General features: G+C 63.6%; 14 protein-coding genes. 11 read left to right on the top strand and 3 right to left on the bottom strand.

All coding sequences use genetic code 11. The features are described 5' to 3' along the window. Window positions 1–100: 100 nt before the first annotated feature. Window positions 101–1,219 (bottom strand): aromatic ring-hydroxylating dioxygenase subunit alpha, encoded by a 1,119-nt coding sequence (locus tag ACIPHN_RS11210; RefSeq protein WP_400436115.1) that lies wholly within the window; start codon window positions 1,217–1,219, stop codon window positions 101–103. A gap of 268 nt (window positions 1,220–1,487) precedes the next feature. Here ACIPHN_RS11210 and ACIPHN_RS11215 point away from each other — a divergent pair, with 268 nt between their 5' ends. From ACIPHN_RS11215 to ACIPHN_RS11235, 5 genes are all read left to right on the top strand, one after another. Then, entirely contained in the window at window positions 1,488–1,751 is a 264-nt protein-coding gene (locus ACIPHN_RS11215; protein ID WP_400436116.1) for an exodeoxyribonuclease VII small subunit, read from the top strand. Then, window positions 1,751–2,704 carry a polyprenyl synthetase family protein gene (locus ACIPHN_RS11220; RefSeq protein ID WP_400436118.1) on the top strand — a complete coding sequence of 318 codons (954 nt, stop codon included), beginning with the start codon at window positions 1,751–1,753 and terminating at the stop codon, window positions 2,702–2,704. The genes ACIPHN_RS11215 and ACIPHN_RS11220 overlap by 1 nt, the downstream gene beginning before the upstream one ends. A gap of 76 nt (window positions 2,705–2,780) precedes the next feature. Next, window positions 2,781–4,646 (top strand): 1-deoxy-D-xylulose-5-phosphate synthase, encoded by a 1,866-nt coding sequence (gene dxs, locus ACIPHN_RS11225; protein WP_400436119.1) that lies wholly within the window; start codon window positions 2,781–2,783, stop codon window positions 4,644–4,646. A gap of 313 nt (window positions 4,647–4,959) precedes the next feature. Continuing rightward, window positions 4,960–5,970, top strand: a complete 1,011-nt coding sequence (locus tag ACIPHN_RS11230) for an AraC family transcriptional regulator (RefSeq protein WP_400436120.1) — start codon at window positions 4,960–4,962, stop codon at window positions 5,968–5,970. A gap of 147 nt (window positions 5,971–6,117) precedes the next feature. Next, entirely contained in the window at window positions 6,118–6,969 is an 852-nt protein-coding gene (locus ACIPHN_RS11235; RefSeq protein WP_400436122.1) for an oxidoreductase, read from the top strand. A 9-nt stretch (window positions 6,970–6,978) separates the two neighbouring features. On the opposite strand, the gene ACIPHN_RS11240 is transcribed toward ACIPHN_RS11235, so the two are convergent. Next, window positions 6,979–7,533, bottom strand: a complete 555-nt coding sequence (locus ACIPHN_RS11240; RefSeq protein ID WP_400436124.1) for a cob(I)yrinic acid a,c-diamide adenosyltransferase — start codon at window positions 7,531–7,533, stop codon at window positions 6,979–6,981. 310 nt (window positions 7,534–7,843) lie between these two features. Between ACIPHN_RS11240 and ACIPHN_RS11245 the strand changes: the two genes are divergently transcribed. The 6 genes from ACIPHN_RS11245 to ACIPHN_RS11270 all read left to right on the top strand — a co-directional run bounded on the left by ACIPHN_RS11245 (window position 7,844) and on the right by ACIPHN_RS11270 (window position 16,041). Next, the gene (locus ACIPHN_RS11245) at window positions 7,844–9,259 is read left to right on the top strand and encodes an FAD-binding oxidoreductase (protein WP_400436126.1); all 1,416 of its coding nucleotides are present in this window, start codon (window positions 7,844–7,846) and stop codon (window positions 9,257–9,259) included. 140 nt (window positions 9,260–9,399) lie between these two features. Continuing rightward, window positions 9,400–10,290 (top strand): LysR substrate-binding domain-containing protein, encoded by an 891-nt coding sequence (locus ACIPHN_RS11250; RefSeq protein ID WP_400436128.1) that lies wholly within the window; start codon window positions 9,400–9,402, stop codon window positions 10,288–10,290. 257 nt (window positions 10,291–10,547) lie between these two features. Then, window positions 10,548–12,035, top strand: a complete 1,488-nt coding sequence (locus ACIPHN_RS11255; protein ID WP_400436129.1) for an FAD-linked oxidase C-terminal domain-containing protein — start codon at window positions 10,548–10,550, stop codon at window positions 12,033–12,035. Window positions 12,036–12,037: 2 nt separating this feature from the next. Then, window positions 12,038–13,120 carry a glycolate oxidase subunit GlcE gene (gene glcE, locus ACIPHN_RS11260; protein ID WP_400436131.1) on the top strand — a complete coding sequence of 361 codons (1,083 nt, stop codon included), beginning with the start codon at window positions 12,038–12,040 and terminating at the stop codon, window positions 13,118–13,120. Between the two features lie 22 nt (window positions 13,121–13,142). Next, entirely contained in the window at window positions 13,143–14,387 is a 1,245-nt protein-coding gene (glcF, locus tag ACIPHN_RS11265) for a glycolate oxidase subunit GlcF (RefSeq protein ID WP_400436132.1), read from the top strand. A gap of 364 nt (window positions 14,388–14,751) precedes the next feature. Next, window positions 14,752–16,041, top strand: a complete 1,290-nt coding sequence (locus ACIPHN_RS11270; RefSeq protein WP_400436134.1) for a dicarboxylate/amino acid:cation symporter — start codon at window positions 14,752–14,754, stop codon at window positions 16,039–16,041. A 79-nt stretch (window positions 16,042–16,120) separates the two neighbouring features. Here the strand turns inward: ACIPHN_RS11270 and ACIPHN_RS11275 are convergent, their stop codons facing one another. Beyond that, window positions 16,121–16,594: a PPC domain-containing DNA-binding protein gene (locus tag ACIPHN_RS11275; RefSeq protein WP_400436135.1), complete on the bottom strand. Its 474-nt coding sequence runs from the start codon at window positions 16,592–16,594 to the stop codon at window positions 16,121–16,123. Window positions 16,595–16,596 lie beyond the last annotated feature (2 nt).

The raw sequence follows: 16,596 nt of genomic DNA on the forward strand, positions 1-16,596 counted from the left end.
GGGAGGGGGAGACGACAGTGACGGCGCAAGCTGCGTCCATCATGATCTTGCCGCTGCTGCCCCTGCATCCTGGATCCCCCTGCGCGGCCTGTGGCCTGGTTTATGGTGTTGTGCCTGGCGGAACGTCCAGCCGGCTCCGATACCATTCGTGGAAGTGTTGCATGCCGTCTTCCATGGGTGACTGGTAGGGACCGACTTCGCTGGTGCCGCGATCCATCAGTATACGACGACCGGCGTCCATGCGCTGGGCGATCTCATCATCCTCGACGCAGGTCTCCATGTAGGCGGCGCGTTCGGCCTCTACCAGCTCGCGCTCGAACAGCGCGATCTCTTCCGGATAGTAGAACTCCACCACATTGGTGGTCTTCTGCGGACCGGTCGGCCACAGCGTGGAGACCACCAGCACGTTGGGATACCACTCCACCATGATGTTGGGATAGAGCGTGAGCCAGATCGCGCCGAACTTGGGCGGTTCGCCATGGGAGAACTTGAGCAGCTTCTCCTGCCACTTGGCATAGGTGGGCGAGCCCGAGCGGGCCAGGCCATGGTTCACGCCCACGGTCTGGACGCTGTAGTCGTGGCCGAACTCCCACTTCAGGTCCGAGCAGCTCACGAAGTTGCCCAGGCCCGGATGGAAGGGCTCGACGTGGTAGTCCTCCAGATAGACCTCGATGAAGGTCTTCCAGTTGTAGTCGCACTCGTGGACCTCGGTGTGGTCGTACAGGTAACCGGAGAAATCCAGGTCCCGGGTCACACCCAGATGCTTGAGCTTGGCAGCGATGTCGACGCCATTGGCTTCGAAGAGCAGGCCGTTCCAGTTCTGCAGCGGCGTCTTGGACAGGTTCATGCACGGCGTCTCGCCGAAATGCGGCGCGCCGATCAGTTCACCCTTCAGATCGTAGGTCCAGCGATGCAGCGGGCAGACGATGTTGCTGGCATGGCCGCGGCCATCGAGCATCTTGGCCTGGCGATGGCGGCAGACATTGGACATCAGTTCGATGCCCTGGGCATTGCGAACCAGCATGCGGCCTTCGTTCTCCCACGGCAGGGTGGAATAGTCGCCGGCATTGGGAACCATCAGCTCATGGCCGACATAGCGGGGTCCCTGCTGGAAGAGTTGTTTCAGTTCCCGCTGGTAGAGCGGGTCGTCGAAGTAGACGCTGACGGGAAGTTGCGCGTTTGAGCGCGCCAATTTGGCAAAAGTAGCAAGATCGGACATTTCCGCCCCCAAATTAATTTGCACCAACCTAAGGAAGAAAATCCGCAAAAACCTATGTTCAAATAATATGAAGAGGAAATTTTGGACAGAACCGAGGATTATGCCATAAAACCCCCGTAAGGGGCCGGGTTTTGTGGCCAAAATGCCAGTATTCCAAGCGAATTTAGGTGTCGAACCTGAAAAGCGTCGGCAAATCCACACCCTCAATTGATTTGGGAATCCCCGGTTTGTTCTAAAATACCGGGTTAGATTTTTTCAATGGGTCGATATGCCTAGAACCTCTGCCACTGCCGCCTCCGCCGCGTCGCCCGCCTCCTTCGAGCAAGCCATGCAAGAGCTGGAACAGCTCGTGGCCCAGATGGAAGCCGGCGAACTGCCGCTGGAAGCCTCCGTGGCCGCCTACAAGCGCGGCTCGGAACTGGTGAAATTCTGCGCCGCCCAACTGGACAAGGTGGACAGCCAGGTCAAGCTGCTCGAAGGCGACATGCTCAAGCCCTTCCAGGCCACCGACGCTGCCGCCGGAGACGATTGATGAATGCACATATCCCGGCCGCAAGTGCCTTGGCCTCGCTGGGCTTTTCCGACTGGATGGGCCAGGTACAGGCCGGCATGGAAGGCGTGCTGGACCGCTTCCTGCCGCCGACCTCGGTGGTCCCGGCGCGCCTGCACGACGCCATGCGCTACACCGCCATGGAGGGCGGCAAGCGCGTGCGCCCGCTGCTGGTCTATGCCGCCGGTGATGTCTTCGATACGCCGCGCGCCTTGCTGGAGCGCGCCGCCGCCGCCGTGGAAATGATCCATGTCTATTCGCTGGTGCATGACGACATGCCCTGCATGGATGACGACGCCCTGCGCCGTGGCAAGCCCACCGTGCACGTGAAGTACGACGAAGCCACCGCCCTGCTGGTGGGCGACGCCCTGCAGGCGCAGGCCTTCGCCACGCTGGCGGCGCCGCTGGAGGCCGAACCGGGTGCTGCCGCTGCCGATGCGGCCCTGCCGGCGCGGCAGTTGCGCATGGTCAGCCTGCTGGCCCAGGCCTCCGGTTCGGTGGGCATGTGCGGTGGCCAGGCCATCGACCTGGCCAGCGTGGGCATGACGCTGTCGCTGTCGGAGCTGGAACAGATGCATCGCCTCAAGACCGGTGCCCTGCTGCGCGCGGCCGTGCTGCTGGGCGCGCTGGGCGGCAAGGCCCTGAGCGCCGACGAAAGCGCGGCCCTGGACGACTATGCCCGCGCCATCGGCCTGGCCTTCCAGGTGGTCGACGACATCCTCGACGCCACCGCCGACTCGGCCACGCTGGGCAAGACGGCGGGCAAGGATGCGGCCGACAACAAGCCGACCTATGTCTCCATCCTCGGCCTGGCCGAGTCGCAGGCATTGGCCGAAAAGCTGCGCGGCAACGCGCACCAGGCCCTGGCCGGGTTTGGCGACAAGGCGCGCCGCCTGCGCGAACTGGCCGACCTGATCGTGCAACGAAAGACCTGAACCAGGCATGAAGACGGACCGCGTGCCGCAACGACTGCGACGGCGCGGCCTTCAGACCCAACCACGGTAACAACAGATGCTGCTCAATACCATCAACGATCCGGCCGACCTGCGCCGCCTGTCCCGCCATCAACTCAAGCCGCTGGCCGAGGAGTTGCGCGGCTTCCTGCTGGACGCGGTGTCCAAGACCGGCGGCCACCTCTCGTCCAACCTGGGCACGGTGGAATTGACCATCGCGCTGCACTACGTCTTCAATACGCCTGAGGACCGCATCGTCTGGGATGTCGGCCACCAGACCTATCCGCACAAGATCCTCACCGGCCGCCGCGACCGCATGGGCACGCTGCGTCAGCAGGAAGGCATCTCGGGCTTCCCGCGCCGGGTCGAGAGCCAATACGACACCTTCGGCACCGCGCACTCCTCGACCTCGATCTCGGCAGCGCTGGGCATGGCCCTGGGCGCGAAGACGCAAGGCTCCGACCGTCACGCCATTGCCGTCATCGGCGATGGCGCCATGACCGCCGGCATGGCCTTCGAAGCGCTCAACAATGCGGGCGTGCACGATGACATCAACCTGCTGGTCATCCTCAACGACAACGACATGTCGATCTCGCCGCCGGTGGGCGCGCTGAACCGCTACCTGGCACGCCTGATGTCAGGCAAGTTCTACGCCAAGGCACGTGACGTGGGCAAGTCGGTGCTGCCCGGTCCCGTGCTGGAGCTGGCCAAGCGCCTGGAAGAGCATGCCAAGGGCATGGTGGTCCCGGCCACCATGTTCGAGGAATTCGGCTTCAACTACATCGGCCCCATCGACGGCCACGACCTCGATTCGCTGATCCCCACCCTGCAGAACCTGAAGCACCTGAAGGGCCCGCAGTTCCTGCACGTGGTCACCAAGAAGGGCCAGGGCTACAAGCTGGCCGAGGCCGACCCGGTGCTCTACCACGGTCCCGGCAAGTTCAATCCCAGCGAAGGCATCAAGCCCAGCGCCGGCGGCAAGCAGACCTATACCCAGGTCTTCGGCGAGTGGCTGTGCGACATGGGCGCTGCCGACGAGAAGCTGGTGGGCATCACTCCGGCCATGCGCGAAGGCTCGGGCATGGTGGCCTTCGAAAAGAAATTCCCCAAGCGCTACTACGACGTGGGCATCGCCGAGCAGCACGCGGTGACATTCGCCGCCGGCCTGGCCTGTGAAGGCATGAAGCCGGTGGTGGCGATCTACTCGACCTTCCTGCAACGCGCCTACGACCAGCTGATCCACGACGTGGCCCTGCAGAACCTGGACGTGACCTTCGCGCTGGATCGCGCCGGCCTGGTCGGCGCCGATGGTGCCACCCACGCCGGCAACTACGACCTGGCCTTCCTGCGCTGTATTCCCAACATGGTGGTGATGGCTGCCGCCGACGAGGACGAGTGCCGCAAGATGCTCTCCACCGCCTACCAGTATCCGGGACCGGCGGCGGTGCGTTACCCGCGTGGCGCCGGCGTCGGTGCCGCCGTGGACAAGACGCTGGACACCCTGCCCCTGGGTCGTGGCGAGATCCGCCGCAACGGCAAGGATGTCGCCATCCTGGCCTTCGGCAGCATGCTGGCCCCGGCTCTGGGCGCGGGCGAGAAGCTCAATGCCACGGTCGCCAACATGCGCTTCATCAAGCCGTTGGACGTGGAACTGGTCAAGCAACTGGCTGCTTCGCACGATGCACTGGTGACGGTGGAAGAGGGCTGCATCATGGGCGGCGCCGGTGCGGCCGTCTCCGAGGCACTGGCGGCGGCCGGCATCAACAAGCCGGTGCTGCACCTGGGCCTGCCAGACCGCTTCATCGATCATGGCGACGTGAATCAGTTGCTGGCGCAATGCGGCCTGGACGCAGGCGGTATCGCCGAGTCCATCGTGCAGCGCTTCGGCAAGGACCAGCCGCGTTTGGTGGTCAACAACGGCTGAGTCTATCGAGATTAGTTTTTGCCCATGCAAGACTAAGGACATCACCGGCCGGAAATAACAAAACGCCCCGCGTATCTACGCGGGGCGTTTTACATTGGATGCCCGCCTGTCTCGTGGCTTGACTCCGATCGAGACAGGACGTTTGCGCTCAAGGCGTGCCAACGGGGGATCAGCGGGCGAACTCAGGTGCTGCTGGCACATATTGCCGATGAATTGGCGTGTCCTGCATGATTGCCTGCATGCGCTGCATTTAAACTGGCCACCGCCGTTGTGTTCCTGCGGAACAAATGATGCAGGCGGAGGAGATTCATTGATGGCAGGCAAGCTCACATTTTCGTTGGATATCGGTTGGCGGGCATTGTTGAAGGACATGGGCTACGAGCCAGGGCATGTCCTGCGTAGGGCAGGTCTCCCGGAGGATATGTTTGTCCGTCAAGAGACGGGTCTTTCCACCGAGGCTTACTTTCGCTTTTGGAGAGCGCTCGAGGCGGAGGCTGATGACCCGATGTTCGCGTTGCGTATCGTTGAGACGGTATCTGTCGACGCATTTTCCCCCCCGCTGTTCGCTGCGCTCTGCAGTGCGAACCTGATGCAGGCGGTGCAGCGCCTGGCGAAATACAAGCAGCTGGTCGCACCCATGTGCCTTGACGTGGCATCAGGGCGTGCCGGTGAGCTCACGGTATCGCCGCGCTGGCTGTCGGTCCACACCGAGGTACCGTATTCCCTGCAGGTTGCCGAGATCGGTTTCTTTCTGCGATTGGGGCGGCTGGCGCTACGTGAACCCATCAGCGCTCTGCGCGTGAGCTTGCCCGTGCTGCCGCCAGATCGCTTTCTTCGCCGGTATGAGCGCTTCTTTGGCGTACCCGTCCAATACGGTTCCGTGCCGAGCATTACATTCTCGGCCGTCGATGCGTTGCGCCCGTTTCTGACCGCCAACGCTGGCATGTGGAGAGTCTTCGAGCCCGAGCTACGCCGGCGCCTCAGCGAACTCGATGCCACATCGACGACGGCCGAACGTGTTCGCGCGGTCCTGTTGGAGCTCCTGCCCGGCAATGGCGCGACCATTGAAAAGACCGCAGAACGCCTTGCAATGAGCAAACGCACATTGCAGCGCCGACTCGAGGATGAAGGCGAGAATTTCCGCGCATTGCTCAACGGGACGCGGGAGAGCCTGGCTCGCCACTACCTGGGAAACACCAGCCTGTCGGGCGGGGAAATCGCCTTCTTGTTGGGTTTTGAAGATCCCAATTCCTTTTACCGTGCCTTCATGGACTGGACCGGCGAGACGCCGGACAGCGCCCGGCATCCGTTGCGGATGAATTGAACATGGAAGGCGTGATGGCGCCGTTGGCCTGGAGTGTGGCGCAGTTGGCTAGCGATGCGTCGTCCTTGGCTGCGTAAAGTGCCTGGGTACAGGACATCGTCCTGGACCGGCATTCTCTCCCGACAACCATTTATTTCATTCCATCCCATGAACATCAAAGTTGCTCTTGTAACCGGCGCGTCTTCCGGCATCGGCGAAGCCACCGCGCTCGAATTGAAGGCCCTGGGCTATACCGTGTTCGCCGCTGCGCGTCGTGTCGAGCGCATGCGTGCACTTGCGAACGCAGGTATCCATGTACTCGCCATGGATGTGACCGATGACGTAACGATGCAGGCCGCCATCGATGAAATCATCGCCAACTCGGGCCGCATCGACGTTCTGGTGAATAACGCTGGCTATGGCTCGTATGGTGCGGTCGAGGACGTCTCTCTTGCCGAGGCGCGCGCCCAATTCGACGTGAACGTCTTCGGTGCCGTACGCCTGACGCAACTCGTGCTACCGCACATGCGCTCGCAACGCCGCGGGACCGTCGTGAACATCACCTCCATGGGAGGAAAGATCTACACGCCCCTGGGGGCTTGGTATCACGGCACGAAATTCGCCTTGGAAGCCATCAGCGATTGCCTGCGTCTGGAAGTGCAGCCGTTCGGCATTGACGTCGTCGTGATCGAGCCGGGCGGTATCAAGACCGAATGGGCTGGCATCGCCGCCAACAAGCTGCAGGAGGTTTCCGGCAAAGGGGCTTACGCCAGCCAGGCAGCGGCAATGGCCGAGGCCATGATCGGCGAATCCAGCCGGAAGCGGCAATCCCCACCGGAATTGATTGCCGAGACCATCGGCAAGGCCGTGAGCGCGCGTCGGCCCAGGACGCGCTACGCCGTTGGTTTTGGGGCAAAGCCGATGATCTTCATCCGGCGGCTGCTGTCGGACCGCGCCTTCGATGCTTTCATGCGCATGGCCACCGGTACGGCGCGTGGTGCGGATACGCGCCGCCTCTAAACCTTTCCGTCAGCGCTCCCGCCCCTTCTGCCACAGCACATCCTGCCCACCCGCCTCGCGATTAAGTACCCGCGCCAGCACGAAGCACAGGTCGGAGAGGCGATTGAGATACTGGCGTGCCGGCGCATTCACGCCGGCCTCGGCCTTCTCCAGCATGACCACGCTGCGCTCGGCGCGCCGGCATACCGTGCGACACACATGCGCCAGCGCAGCCGTGCGGGCGCCGCCGGGGAGGATGAATTCCTTCAGCGGCGGCAGGGTGGCGTTGTATTTTTCCAGCAGGGCATCCACGCGCGCCAGGTGCGCATCGCCCAGCACCACATAACCGGGGATGCACAGCTCGCCGCCCAGGTCGAAGAGATCATGCTGGATCGAGACCAGCTCCTCGCGCAATGCCTCGGGCAGCGTCTCGCACAACAGCAGGCCCAGTTGTGAATTGAGTTCATCCACATCGCCCAGCGCCTGGATGCGCAGGTTGTCCTTGCCCACCCGGCTGCCATCGCCCAGGCCGGTGCTGCCGTCGTCGCCGGTACGGGTGGCGATCTTCGAAAGTCGGTGTCCCATCATTGCTCCTTGTTGAACTGCGCGAGCTTAAACGGGCAGGGCGCACAGGGCAACTCCCTGCAAGCCCGGTGCAGCAATAGGTAATCATGCGTAAATTATTCACTTGCATCACCGGTCCGCTATGAACGGTATGGGAGATTTGGCCATCCACTTCGCCGCAAGAGAGTAAAATTCATCAGTTGAATCAGTGGTCAGTCCACTGGAGTGGCGGGGGTTGCCGCTCCACTGCCCGCCGATGTCCTGCATTGCGTCCCATCCCACAAGACAGACAACAGGGATGCGAGAACCCACGGAGACCTGAGAGAACAGCATGAATCACCTAGTTGATGCCCGGAAACTGAAACGCCCCGTCCCCCAAGCCCTGCTCGACGAACTGCAAGCCCTGTTCGGCGAGCGCTTCTCGACCTCGCTGGCCATGCGCGAGCACCACGGTCGCGACGAGTCCTCGTATGACCCGATGCTGCCCGATGCCGTGGTCTTCGCCCACAGTACCGAGGAAGTCGCCGCCTTCGTCCAGGCCTGCAGCCGCTACGACACCCCGATCATCCCCTACGGCACCGGCACCTCGCTGGAAGGCCACGTGCTGGCCCTGCAGGGCGGCGTGACGGTGGACCTGTCGCAGATGAACCAGGTGCTGGCCGTGAATGCCGAAGACCTGACCGCGACTGTCCAGGCCGGCGTGACCCGCAAGCAGCTGAACCTGGAGATCAAGGACACGGGCCTGTTCTTCCCCATCGACCCGGGCGCCGACGCCTCGCTGGGCGGCATGGCTTCGACCCGCGCCTCCGGCACCAATGCCGTGCGCTACGGCACGATGAAGGAAAACACCCTGACCCTGACGGTGGTCACCGCCGAGGGCAAGATCATCAAGACCGGTACCCGCGCCAAGAAATCCTCGGCCGGCTACGACCTGACCCGCGTCTACGTGGGCAGCGAAGGCACCCTGGGCATCATCACCGAAGTGACCGTGCGCCTCTATCCGCAGCCCGAGGCGATCTCGGCGGCGATCTGCTCCTTCCCCAGCGTGGCCGATGCGGTCAATACCGTCATCCAGACCATCCAGATGGGGGTGCCGCTGGCGCGTGTGGAGCTGCTCGATGAAAACGGCGTGCGCGCCATCAACGCCCACGACAAGCTGACCCTGCCGGTCAATCCGCTGCTGCTGTTCGAATTCCATGGCAGCGAGAACGGCGTCAAGGAACAGGCCGAGCTGGTCCAGGACCTCGCCAACGAGAACCACGCCCTGGGCTTCGAATGGGCCACCCGCCCGGAAGACCGCACCCGCCTGTGGACTGCCCGTCACAACGCCTATTTCGCGCTGCTGCAGCTGCGCCCGGGCGCGCGCGCCATCTCCACCGATTGCTGCGTGCCGATCTCGCGCCTGGCCGAGTGCGTGCTGGCCACCAAGGCCGATTGCGAAGAGCAGGGCCTGACCCACGCCATCATCGGCCACGTCGGCGACGGCAATTTCCACGTGCAGATGATGGTCGATCCCAATGATCCGGCCGACGTCGCCCGTGCCGAAGGCGTCAATGCCCGCATGGTGGCACGCGCCCTGGACATGGATGGCACCTGCACCGGCGAGCATGGCGTGGGCCTGCACAAGATGGACTTCCTGATCCAGGAGCATGGCGAAGGCGCCATCGCCGTGATGCGCGCCATCAAGCATGCCCTCGATCCGAAGAACATCATGAACCCGGGCAAGATCCTGCGCTGGGAACAGTGAGTCTGGCGCGGTCCGGCGCTGCCGGTCCGCGCGGTTTGTCCCGTCAGGGCGTGCCGTTTGAGCGTCCCGTCTGAGTTGTCGGTTTTTTTGTTACCCGCGGTCACCCGCCCTTGAGCAAGAGCAGCAGGAATCCACCACCCATGGCCACCCGCCTACCGCCCGTCCACGCGTTGTCCGCCTTCGAAGCCGCCGCGCGTCACAATTCCTTCGCCATTGCGGCCGAAGAGCTTTGCATCACGCCCTCGGCGCTGTCGCACCGTATCCGCCTGCTGGAGGAATTCGTCGGCGAGCGCCTGTTCTACCGTGACGGCCGTTCCATCGGCCTGTCCGAATTCGGTCGCCGCTACCTCGACGTGGTGCGCTCGGCACTGCGCACCCTGACCGACTTCCCCATGCCGCACCGTAACGCCGCGGTGCAGCCCAAGATCAAGGTGATGTTGCCGCCGACCTTCGCGCGCCACCTGCTGATGCCGCGCATCGCCGACTTCACCCAGCGCCATCCCGAGATCGTGGTGGAGCTTTACCTGTCGGTACCGCTGTACGACCTGTCGCTGTCGGAAAGCGATGTCGAGATCCGCTTCGGCGCCGGCAACTATCCCAACATCGTCACCGAGAAACTGTTCGAGGAGCCCGCCTTTGTGGTGGCCAGCCCGTCCTATCTCAAGAGCCTGCCGCCGATGCGTTCGCCCGCCGACCTGCAGCATGCGACCCTGCTGCGCTCGGCGCTGGAGCCCTGGCAGCCCTGGTTCGAGGCCGCCGGTCTGAAGGACTGGGTCGAGCCGTCCGCCGGCCTGCGCGTGGATGACCTGGGCCTGCTGCTGGAAGCGGTGCGCCATGGTTACGGCGTGGGCCTCACGCGCCAGCATTTCGCCGAGGAGCTGCTGGCCCGGGGTGAGATCGTCGAACTCTTCGACGTGCGCCTGCGCACACCGCCCCATGCCTACTATGTCGTCTACGAACGCGCCGTGCGCGAACGCCCCGAGGTCGACACCTTCATCAGCTGGATGCAGAACGCCTTCCGCCACATCTGAAGCACAGCCCACCTGAGGCTGGCGCCTCGTCCACACCGGCCGCCCTGAAAATAATTCACGGCGGCCGAAAATTCTTTTCAGTGGGCACTGCAGCACAATTGCGCCTTGCGGCCAGGGAAAATTCGTTACACTTGTCGGATTGAACAGGCCCGTCCAGAGCGGGCCGATAACGAACGAGACAGTGCGATCCGTGCAGCGTGACGCAAACAGGGACGTCCGCACATCCACGCCTGCCTAGCCCAACGCCGAGGTCCAGCATGAATGCTCCCGCCCAACCGTCTTTCGCGCCGGCCCGCCAGCGCGAAGTCGTCGATGCCCTGCGCCGGGCCGTGCCCGCGCATTGCGTGCTCTTCGATGAAGAAGACACCCGCCCCTATGAATGCGACGGCCTGGCCGCCTACCGGCAATTGCCGATGGTGGTGGTGCTGCCCGAGAACGAGGCGCAGGTGGTCGCCATCATGAAGGCCTGCCATGCGCTGGGCGTGCAGATCGTGCCGCGCGGCGCCGGTACCGGTCTGTCGGGTGGCGCCATGCCGATTGCCGATGGCGTGGTGCTCTCCACGGCCAAGTTCAATCAGATCCTCAAGATGGACAAGTATTCGCGTACCGCCGTGGTCCAGCCCGGCGTGCGCAACCTGGCCATCTCGGAAGCCGCCGCGCCCCATGGGCTCTATTACGCGCCGGACCCGTCCTCGCAGATCGCCTGCACCATCGGCGGCAACGTCGCCGAGAACTCGGGCGGCGTGCATTGCCTCAAGTACGGCCTGACGGTGCATAACGTGCTGCGCGTGCGCATGGTCACCAGCGAAGGCGATGTGGTGGAGCTGGGCGGCGGCGCACTGGATGCGCCGGGCCTGGACCTGCTGGCCGTCTTCATTGGTTCGGAAGGCATGCTGGGCGTGGTCACCGAGGTGACCGTCAAGCTCGTGCCCAAGCCGCAGGCCGCGCGCGTGATCATGGCGTCCTTCGATGACGTCGTGAAGGGCGGCAATGCGGTGGCCAACGTGATTGCCGCCGGCATCATTCCGGCCGGACTGGAGATGATGGACAAGACCAGCTCGCGCATGGTGGAGCCCTTCGTGAAGGCCGGTTACGACGTCAATGCCGAAGCCATCCTGCTGTGCGAATCCGACGGCACCGTCGAAGAGGTGGAAGAGGAGATCGGCCGCATGACCGATGTGCTCAACGCCAGCGGCGCCACGGCGATCGCCTGTTCGCAGTCCGAGGCCGAGCGCCTGCGTTTCTGGTCGGGCCGCAAGAATGCCTTCCCGGCCGCCGGCCGCATCTCGCCCGACTACTACTGCATGGATGGCACCATCCCGCGCAAGAACCTGGCGCAAGTGCTGCTGGGCATCGCCGAGATGGAAAAGAAGTATGGCCTGCGCTGCGCCAACGTCTTCCATGCCGGTGACGGCAACCTGCATCCGCTGATCCTCTTCGATGCCAACATCGCCGACGAATTCCACCGCGCCGAACTGTTCGGTGCCGAGATCCTGGAGCTGTGCGTGGAAGTGGGCGGTACCATCACCGGCGAACACGGCGTGGGCATCGAGAAGATCAACTCGATGTGCGTGCAGTTCTCCCCGGCCGAGCGCGAGACCTTCTTCAAGCTCAAGCGCGCCTTCGATACCGCCTTCCTGCTCAACCCGGACAAGGCCATTCCCACCCTGCACCGCTGCGCCGAGTACGGCAAGATGCACGTGCAGCGTGGCCAGATGCGCTTCCCCGATCTGCCGAGATTCTGACCATGCAAGACCACGCACAACAACAGGACATGAGTGCCGTATTGGCCTCCTTCCGCGAACGCATCCTGCAAGGCCGTCCGCTGCAGATCCGTGGCGCCGGCACCAAGGACTGGTATGGCCAGGCGCCACGCGGCGAGGTGCTCGACACCCGTGCCTACAGCGGCATCATCGACTATGAACCGACCGAGCTGGTCATCACTGCGCGCTGCGGCACGCCGCTTTCCGAGATCGACGCCGCCCTGGCGCAGCACAACCAGATGCTGGCCTGGGAGCCGCCCCGCTTTGGCGGTGCCGCCACCGTCGGCGGCATGGTGGCCGCCGGCCTGTCCGGTCCCGCGCGCGCCAGTGCCGGTGCGGTGCGCGACTTCGTGCTGGGGGCCGTGCTGATGGATGCCCAGGGCGAGGAACTGCATTTCGGCGGACAGGTGATGAAGAACGTCGCCGGCTACGATATCTCGCGCCTGCTGGCTGGCTCGTTGGGGACCCTGGGCCTGATCCTGCAGGTCTCGCTGAAGGTCTTGCCGCGTCCCTTCGCCAGCAGCACACGTGTCTTCGAGATCAACCAGGAAGGCGCGCTGCGCCTCCTGAACCAGAGTGCCGGCCAGCCGCTGCCGCTGGTGGCCAGTGCCTGGACCAGCGATGTGCTGACCATCCGCCTGTCCGGCGCGCAAGCCGCCGTCGATGCGGCCATCAAGAAGCTGGGTGGCACCGAGCTGGCCAATGGCGATGATTTCTGGAGCGACCTGCGCGAGCAGAGCCATGCCTTCTTCGCGCAGCCCGAGCAGCCGCTGTGGCGTCTGTCGCTGCCCTCGGTGGCGCCGCCGCTGGACCTGCCCGGCCGCCAGTTGATCGAGTGGGGCGGGGCGCAACGCTGGTTGCGTCCGGACGGCGCCGTCGATGCCGCCACCCTGCGCGCTGCTGCGCAATCCGTGGGCGGGCATGCCAGCCTGCATCGCGGTGGCGACAAGGCAGTGGGCGTATTCCATCCCCTGTCAGCCTCGGTGGAAAAGATCCACCGCCAACTCAAGCAGCAATTCGACCCGCGCGGCCTGTTCAACCCCGGCCGCCTGTACGCCAGCCTGTAAGCGACCTAGCCAGCGATCTCTCATGCAGACCAACTTAGCCGATTTCATCCGCAACACCCAGGCCGGCGAGGAAGCCGACAGCATCCTGCGCTCCTGCGTGCATTGCGGTTTCTGTACCGCGACCTGTCCGACCTACCAATTGCTGGGCGATGAACTGGATGGCCCGCGTGGCCGCATCTACCTCATCAAGCAGGTACTCGAAGGCAAGCCGGCCACGGCCGCCACGCAATCGCACCTGGACCGCTGCCTGACCTGCCGCAATTGCGAATCGACCTGCCCGTCGGGTGTGCAATACGGGCGCCTGGTCGATATCGGCCGCAAGGTGGTGGAGCAGCAGGTGCCGCGTCCGCTGTCGCAACGCGTGATGCGCACGGCCCTGAAAGAACTGGTGCCGCGCAAGTGGATCTTCCGTCCGGCCATGAAGGTCGGCCAACTGGTGCGCCCGCTCTTGCCCAAGCTGCTGCAGAACAAGGTGCCGGCGGCACAGGATGCCGGTCGCTGGCCTACCCGCAGCCATGCGCGCCAGATGCTGCTGCTGGAAGGCTGCGTGCAGCCTTCCATGTCGCCCAACATCAACAGTGCCACCGCACGCGTGCTCGACGCACTGGGCGTGCAGCTGTTTGCGCCGCCCAAGGCCGGTTGCTGCGGCGCCATCCGCTTCCACATGAATGACCAGGACGGCGGCCTGGACGACATGCGTCGCAACATCGATGCCTGGTGGCCCTACATCGAAGGGCGCGACGGCATCCGTGCCGACACCATCGTCATGAATGCCTCGGGCTGCGGCGTCACCGTCAAGGAATACGGCCACCTGCTGCAACACGATCCGGCCTATGCCGAGAAGGCGCGCTGCATTTCGCAGATGACCCGCGACATCAGCGAGATCCTGCCCGAGTTCGAGCAGGAGTTGCAGCAAAAGCTGCAGCACTTCAATGGCAAGCGCGTGGCCTACCATCCTCCCTGCACGCTGCAGCACGGCCAGAAGATCCGCGGCAAGGTCGAAGGTATCCTCAAGTCGGCCGGCGTGGACGTGCAACTGTGCGCCGACAGCCATCTGTGCTGCGGCTCGGCCGGTACCTATTCCATCCTGCAACCGGAGCTGTCCTATCGCCTGCGCGACAACAAGATCAGCAAGCTGGAAGCCACCGATCCCGACATGATCGTCACCGGCAATATCGGTTGCGTGACGCACCTGCAATCGGGTACCGATACCCCGGTGCGACACTGGATCGAATTGCTGGACGCCGCTCTGCAGGCGCATTCCTGACGATCCGCTGACGACCTGTTGACGATGCATTGATGCCGCCTCGACATCCCTGAAGTTTCCGCCAGTACAACGAAGCCCCGCTCTGCGGGGCTTTTTTGTAGCCAATTTGACTACGCCCGGGGCAATTTGTCCCCATTTATCCAAACCGGCTTGACGGCGGGGGGCATAAGTCAATAAGCTTCGTCCTTTTTTCCGCACAACGGGAAAAAAGCGGCCAGGGTTTCTCACCAGAAACGGTCGCGATCCAATAATCCACGGCATCGACGTCCCTGTCATTGCACCGGCCGGCGTCAGCGCAACAAGCATTACATCATCGTCCTCTCATCGGCGGTTGTGCCGGTGGCGAGCGAGGGCAGGAGAACACATGAAGAAACGCATCCCACAAGCCGCCTATATCTTTGCCGCCATGCTGCTGGGCATCCTGGTCGGTTATCTCATTTTCACCCACTACGAAAAGGGCGATGCCAAGGAGCTGGCCGGCTACGTCTCGATCGCGTCCGACCTGTTCCTGCGCCTGATCAAGATGGTCATCGCGCCGCTGGTCTTCTCGACCCTGGTGGTCGGTATCGCCCACATGGGTGACGCCAAGTCGGTGGGCCGCATCTTCGGCAAGTCGCTGCTGTGGTTCCTGATCGCCTCGCTGGTGTCGCTGGCGCTGGGCATGATCATGGCCAACCTGCTGCAACCGGGTGCCGGTGTGGCGCTGCCGTCGCCGGACGCTGCCGGTGCGGGCCTGGCCACCAGCAAGTTCACCGTCAAGGAATTCTTCAACCACCTGGTGCCCAAGTCGGTGGTCGAAGCCATGGCGCAGAATGAAATCCTGCAGGTGGTGGTGTTCTCGATGTTCTTCGGCATCGCGCTGGCCTCGCTGGGCGAACGCGGCAAGGCCCTGCTGGCCGTGATCGACGACCTGTCGCACACCATGCTCAAGATCACCGGTTACGTGATGAAGTTCGCACCGGTGGCGGTGTTCGCCGCCATGGCCGCGACGGTGGCCGTCAATGGCCTGGACATCCTGGTCAGCTTCGCCGTCTTCATGCGCGACTTCTACCTGTCGCTGGTGCTGCTGTGGGTGCTGCTGATCGGCGTGGGCTTCATCTTCCTGAAGAAGCGCATCTTCCACCTGCTGGCCCTGATCAAGGAAGCCTTCCTGCTGGCCTTCGCCACGGCAAGCTCGGAAGCGGCCTACCCCAAGCTGCTGGATGCGCTGGACCGTTTCGGCGTCAAGCGCAAGATCTCCAGCTTCGTCATGCCCATGGGTTATTCGTTCAACCTTGACGGCTCGATGATCTACTGCACCTTCGCGACGCTGTTTATCGCCCAGGCCTACGGCATCCACATGCCCATCTCCACCCAGATCACCATGATGCTGGTGCTGATGCTGACCTCCAAGGGTATCGCCGGCGTGCCGCGTGCCTCCCTGGTGGTGATCGCCGCGACCCTGCACCAGTTCAACATCCCCGAAGCGGGCCTGCTGGTGATCCTGGGTATCGATACCTTCCTGGACATGGGTCGTTCGGCCACCAACGCCGTGGGCAACTCGATCGCTTCGGCCGTCGTGGCCAAGTGGGAAGGTGGCTTGTTGAGCGAGGCAGAAGCCGCCCGTGCGGAAATCGCGATCGAAGCCGAAGCGGAATCGTCGCTGCATTCCTGAGATTGATCCGGCTCCCGGAGCCGGCTTGCCTCATCGAAAAATGCCGTTCAGTGTTGCACTGAACGGCATTTTTTTCATGTCAGGCCGGCACGGCCTCGGCCTGCTCCACCGCGATCCATTCCTGCAGGGTGATCTCGATGGTGATGAAGGACAGGTTGGCACCACGCACGAAGCGGCCGGCAAAGATCTTGCCGTCGGTGTCGGCGACCACGCCCTGCAGCGGATGGTGAGGGGACTTGTCGTCGGAGAAACCGATCTCGCCGAAGACGTTGAGGATTTCCACGCCGGGGCCGTTGACTTCCATCTCGCGCAGTCCGGCCGGGGTGGCGTATTGCAGGTGGGCGTCGATGAGGCTGCCGATGGCGCCGCGCACGATGGCGGTCTTCATGCCATGCTGGCGGCACAGTGCCTCCACGCTTTCCGTGATGTCCTGGTTGGGTTTGAGACGGGCCATGACCAGCTTGCCTAGTCGGCCCTGTTCTACGTGGATGTGGTTGTCGCGTTCGTCGGTGTTGTCTGTGGTGTCTGTGGTGTCATTGGAGAGCGAAGTCATCA

This window comes from Herbaspirillum sp. NPDC087042 (assembly GCF_044745245.1).
Classification (GTDB): Bacteria; Pseudomonadota; Gammaproteobacteria; order Burkholderiales; family Burkholderiaceae_D; genus Herbaspirillum.

Coding starts and splice junctions, on each gene's coding strand:
- ACIPHN_RS11210 (WP_400436115.1), bottom strand. CDS start 1,219: ATGTCCGATCTTGCTACTTTTGCCAAATTGGCGCGCTCAAACGCGCAA.
- ACIPHN_RS11215 (WP_400436116.1), top strand. CDS start 1,488: ATGCCTAGAACCTCTGCCACTGCCGCCTCCGCCGCGTCGCCCGCCTCC.
- ACIPHN_RS11220 (WP_400436118.1), top strand. CDS start 1,751: ATGAATGCACATATCCCGGCCGCAAGTGCCTTGGCCTCGCTGGGCTTT.
- dxs (WP_400436119.1), top strand. CDS start 2,781: ATGCTGCTCAATACCATCAACGATCCGGCCGACCTGCGCCGCCTGTCC.
- ACIPHN_RS11230 (WP_400436120.1), top strand. CDS start 4,960: ATGGCAGGCAAGCTCACATTTTCGTTGGATATCGGTTGGCGGGCATTG.
- ACIPHN_RS11235 (WP_400436122.1), top strand. CDS start 6,118: ATGAACATCAAAGTTGCTCTTGTAACCGGCGCGTCTTCCGGCATCGGC.
- ACIPHN_RS11240 (WP_400436124.1), bottom strand. CDS start 7,533: ATGGGACACCGACTTTCGAAGATCGCCACCCGTACCGGCGACGACGGC.
- ACIPHN_RS11245 (WP_400436126.1), top strand. CDS start 7,844: ATGAATCACCTAGTTGATGCCCGGAAACTGAAACGCCCCGTCCCCCAA.
- ACIPHN_RS11250 (WP_400436128.1), top strand. CDS start 9,400: ATGGCCACCCGCCTACCGCCCGTCCACGCGTTGTCCGCCTTCGAAGCC.
- ACIPHN_RS11255 (WP_400436129.1), top strand. CDS start 10,548: ATGAATGCTCCCGCCCAACCGTCTTTCGCGCCGGCCCGCCAGCGCGAA.
- glcE (WP_400436131.1), top strand. CDS start 12,038: ATGCAAGACCACGCACAACAACAGGACATGAGTGCCGTATTGGCCTCC.
- glcF (WP_400436132.1), top strand. CDS start 13,143: ATGCAGACCAACTTAGCCGATTTCATCCGCAACACCCAGGCCGGCGAG.
- ACIPHN_RS11270 (WP_400436134.1), top strand. CDS start 14,752: ATGAAGAAACGCATCCCACAAGCCGCCTATATCTTTGCCGCCATGCTG.
- ACIPHN_RS11275 (WP_400436135.1), bottom strand. CDS start 16,594: ATGACTTCGCTCTCCAATGACACCACAGACACCACAGACAACACCGAC.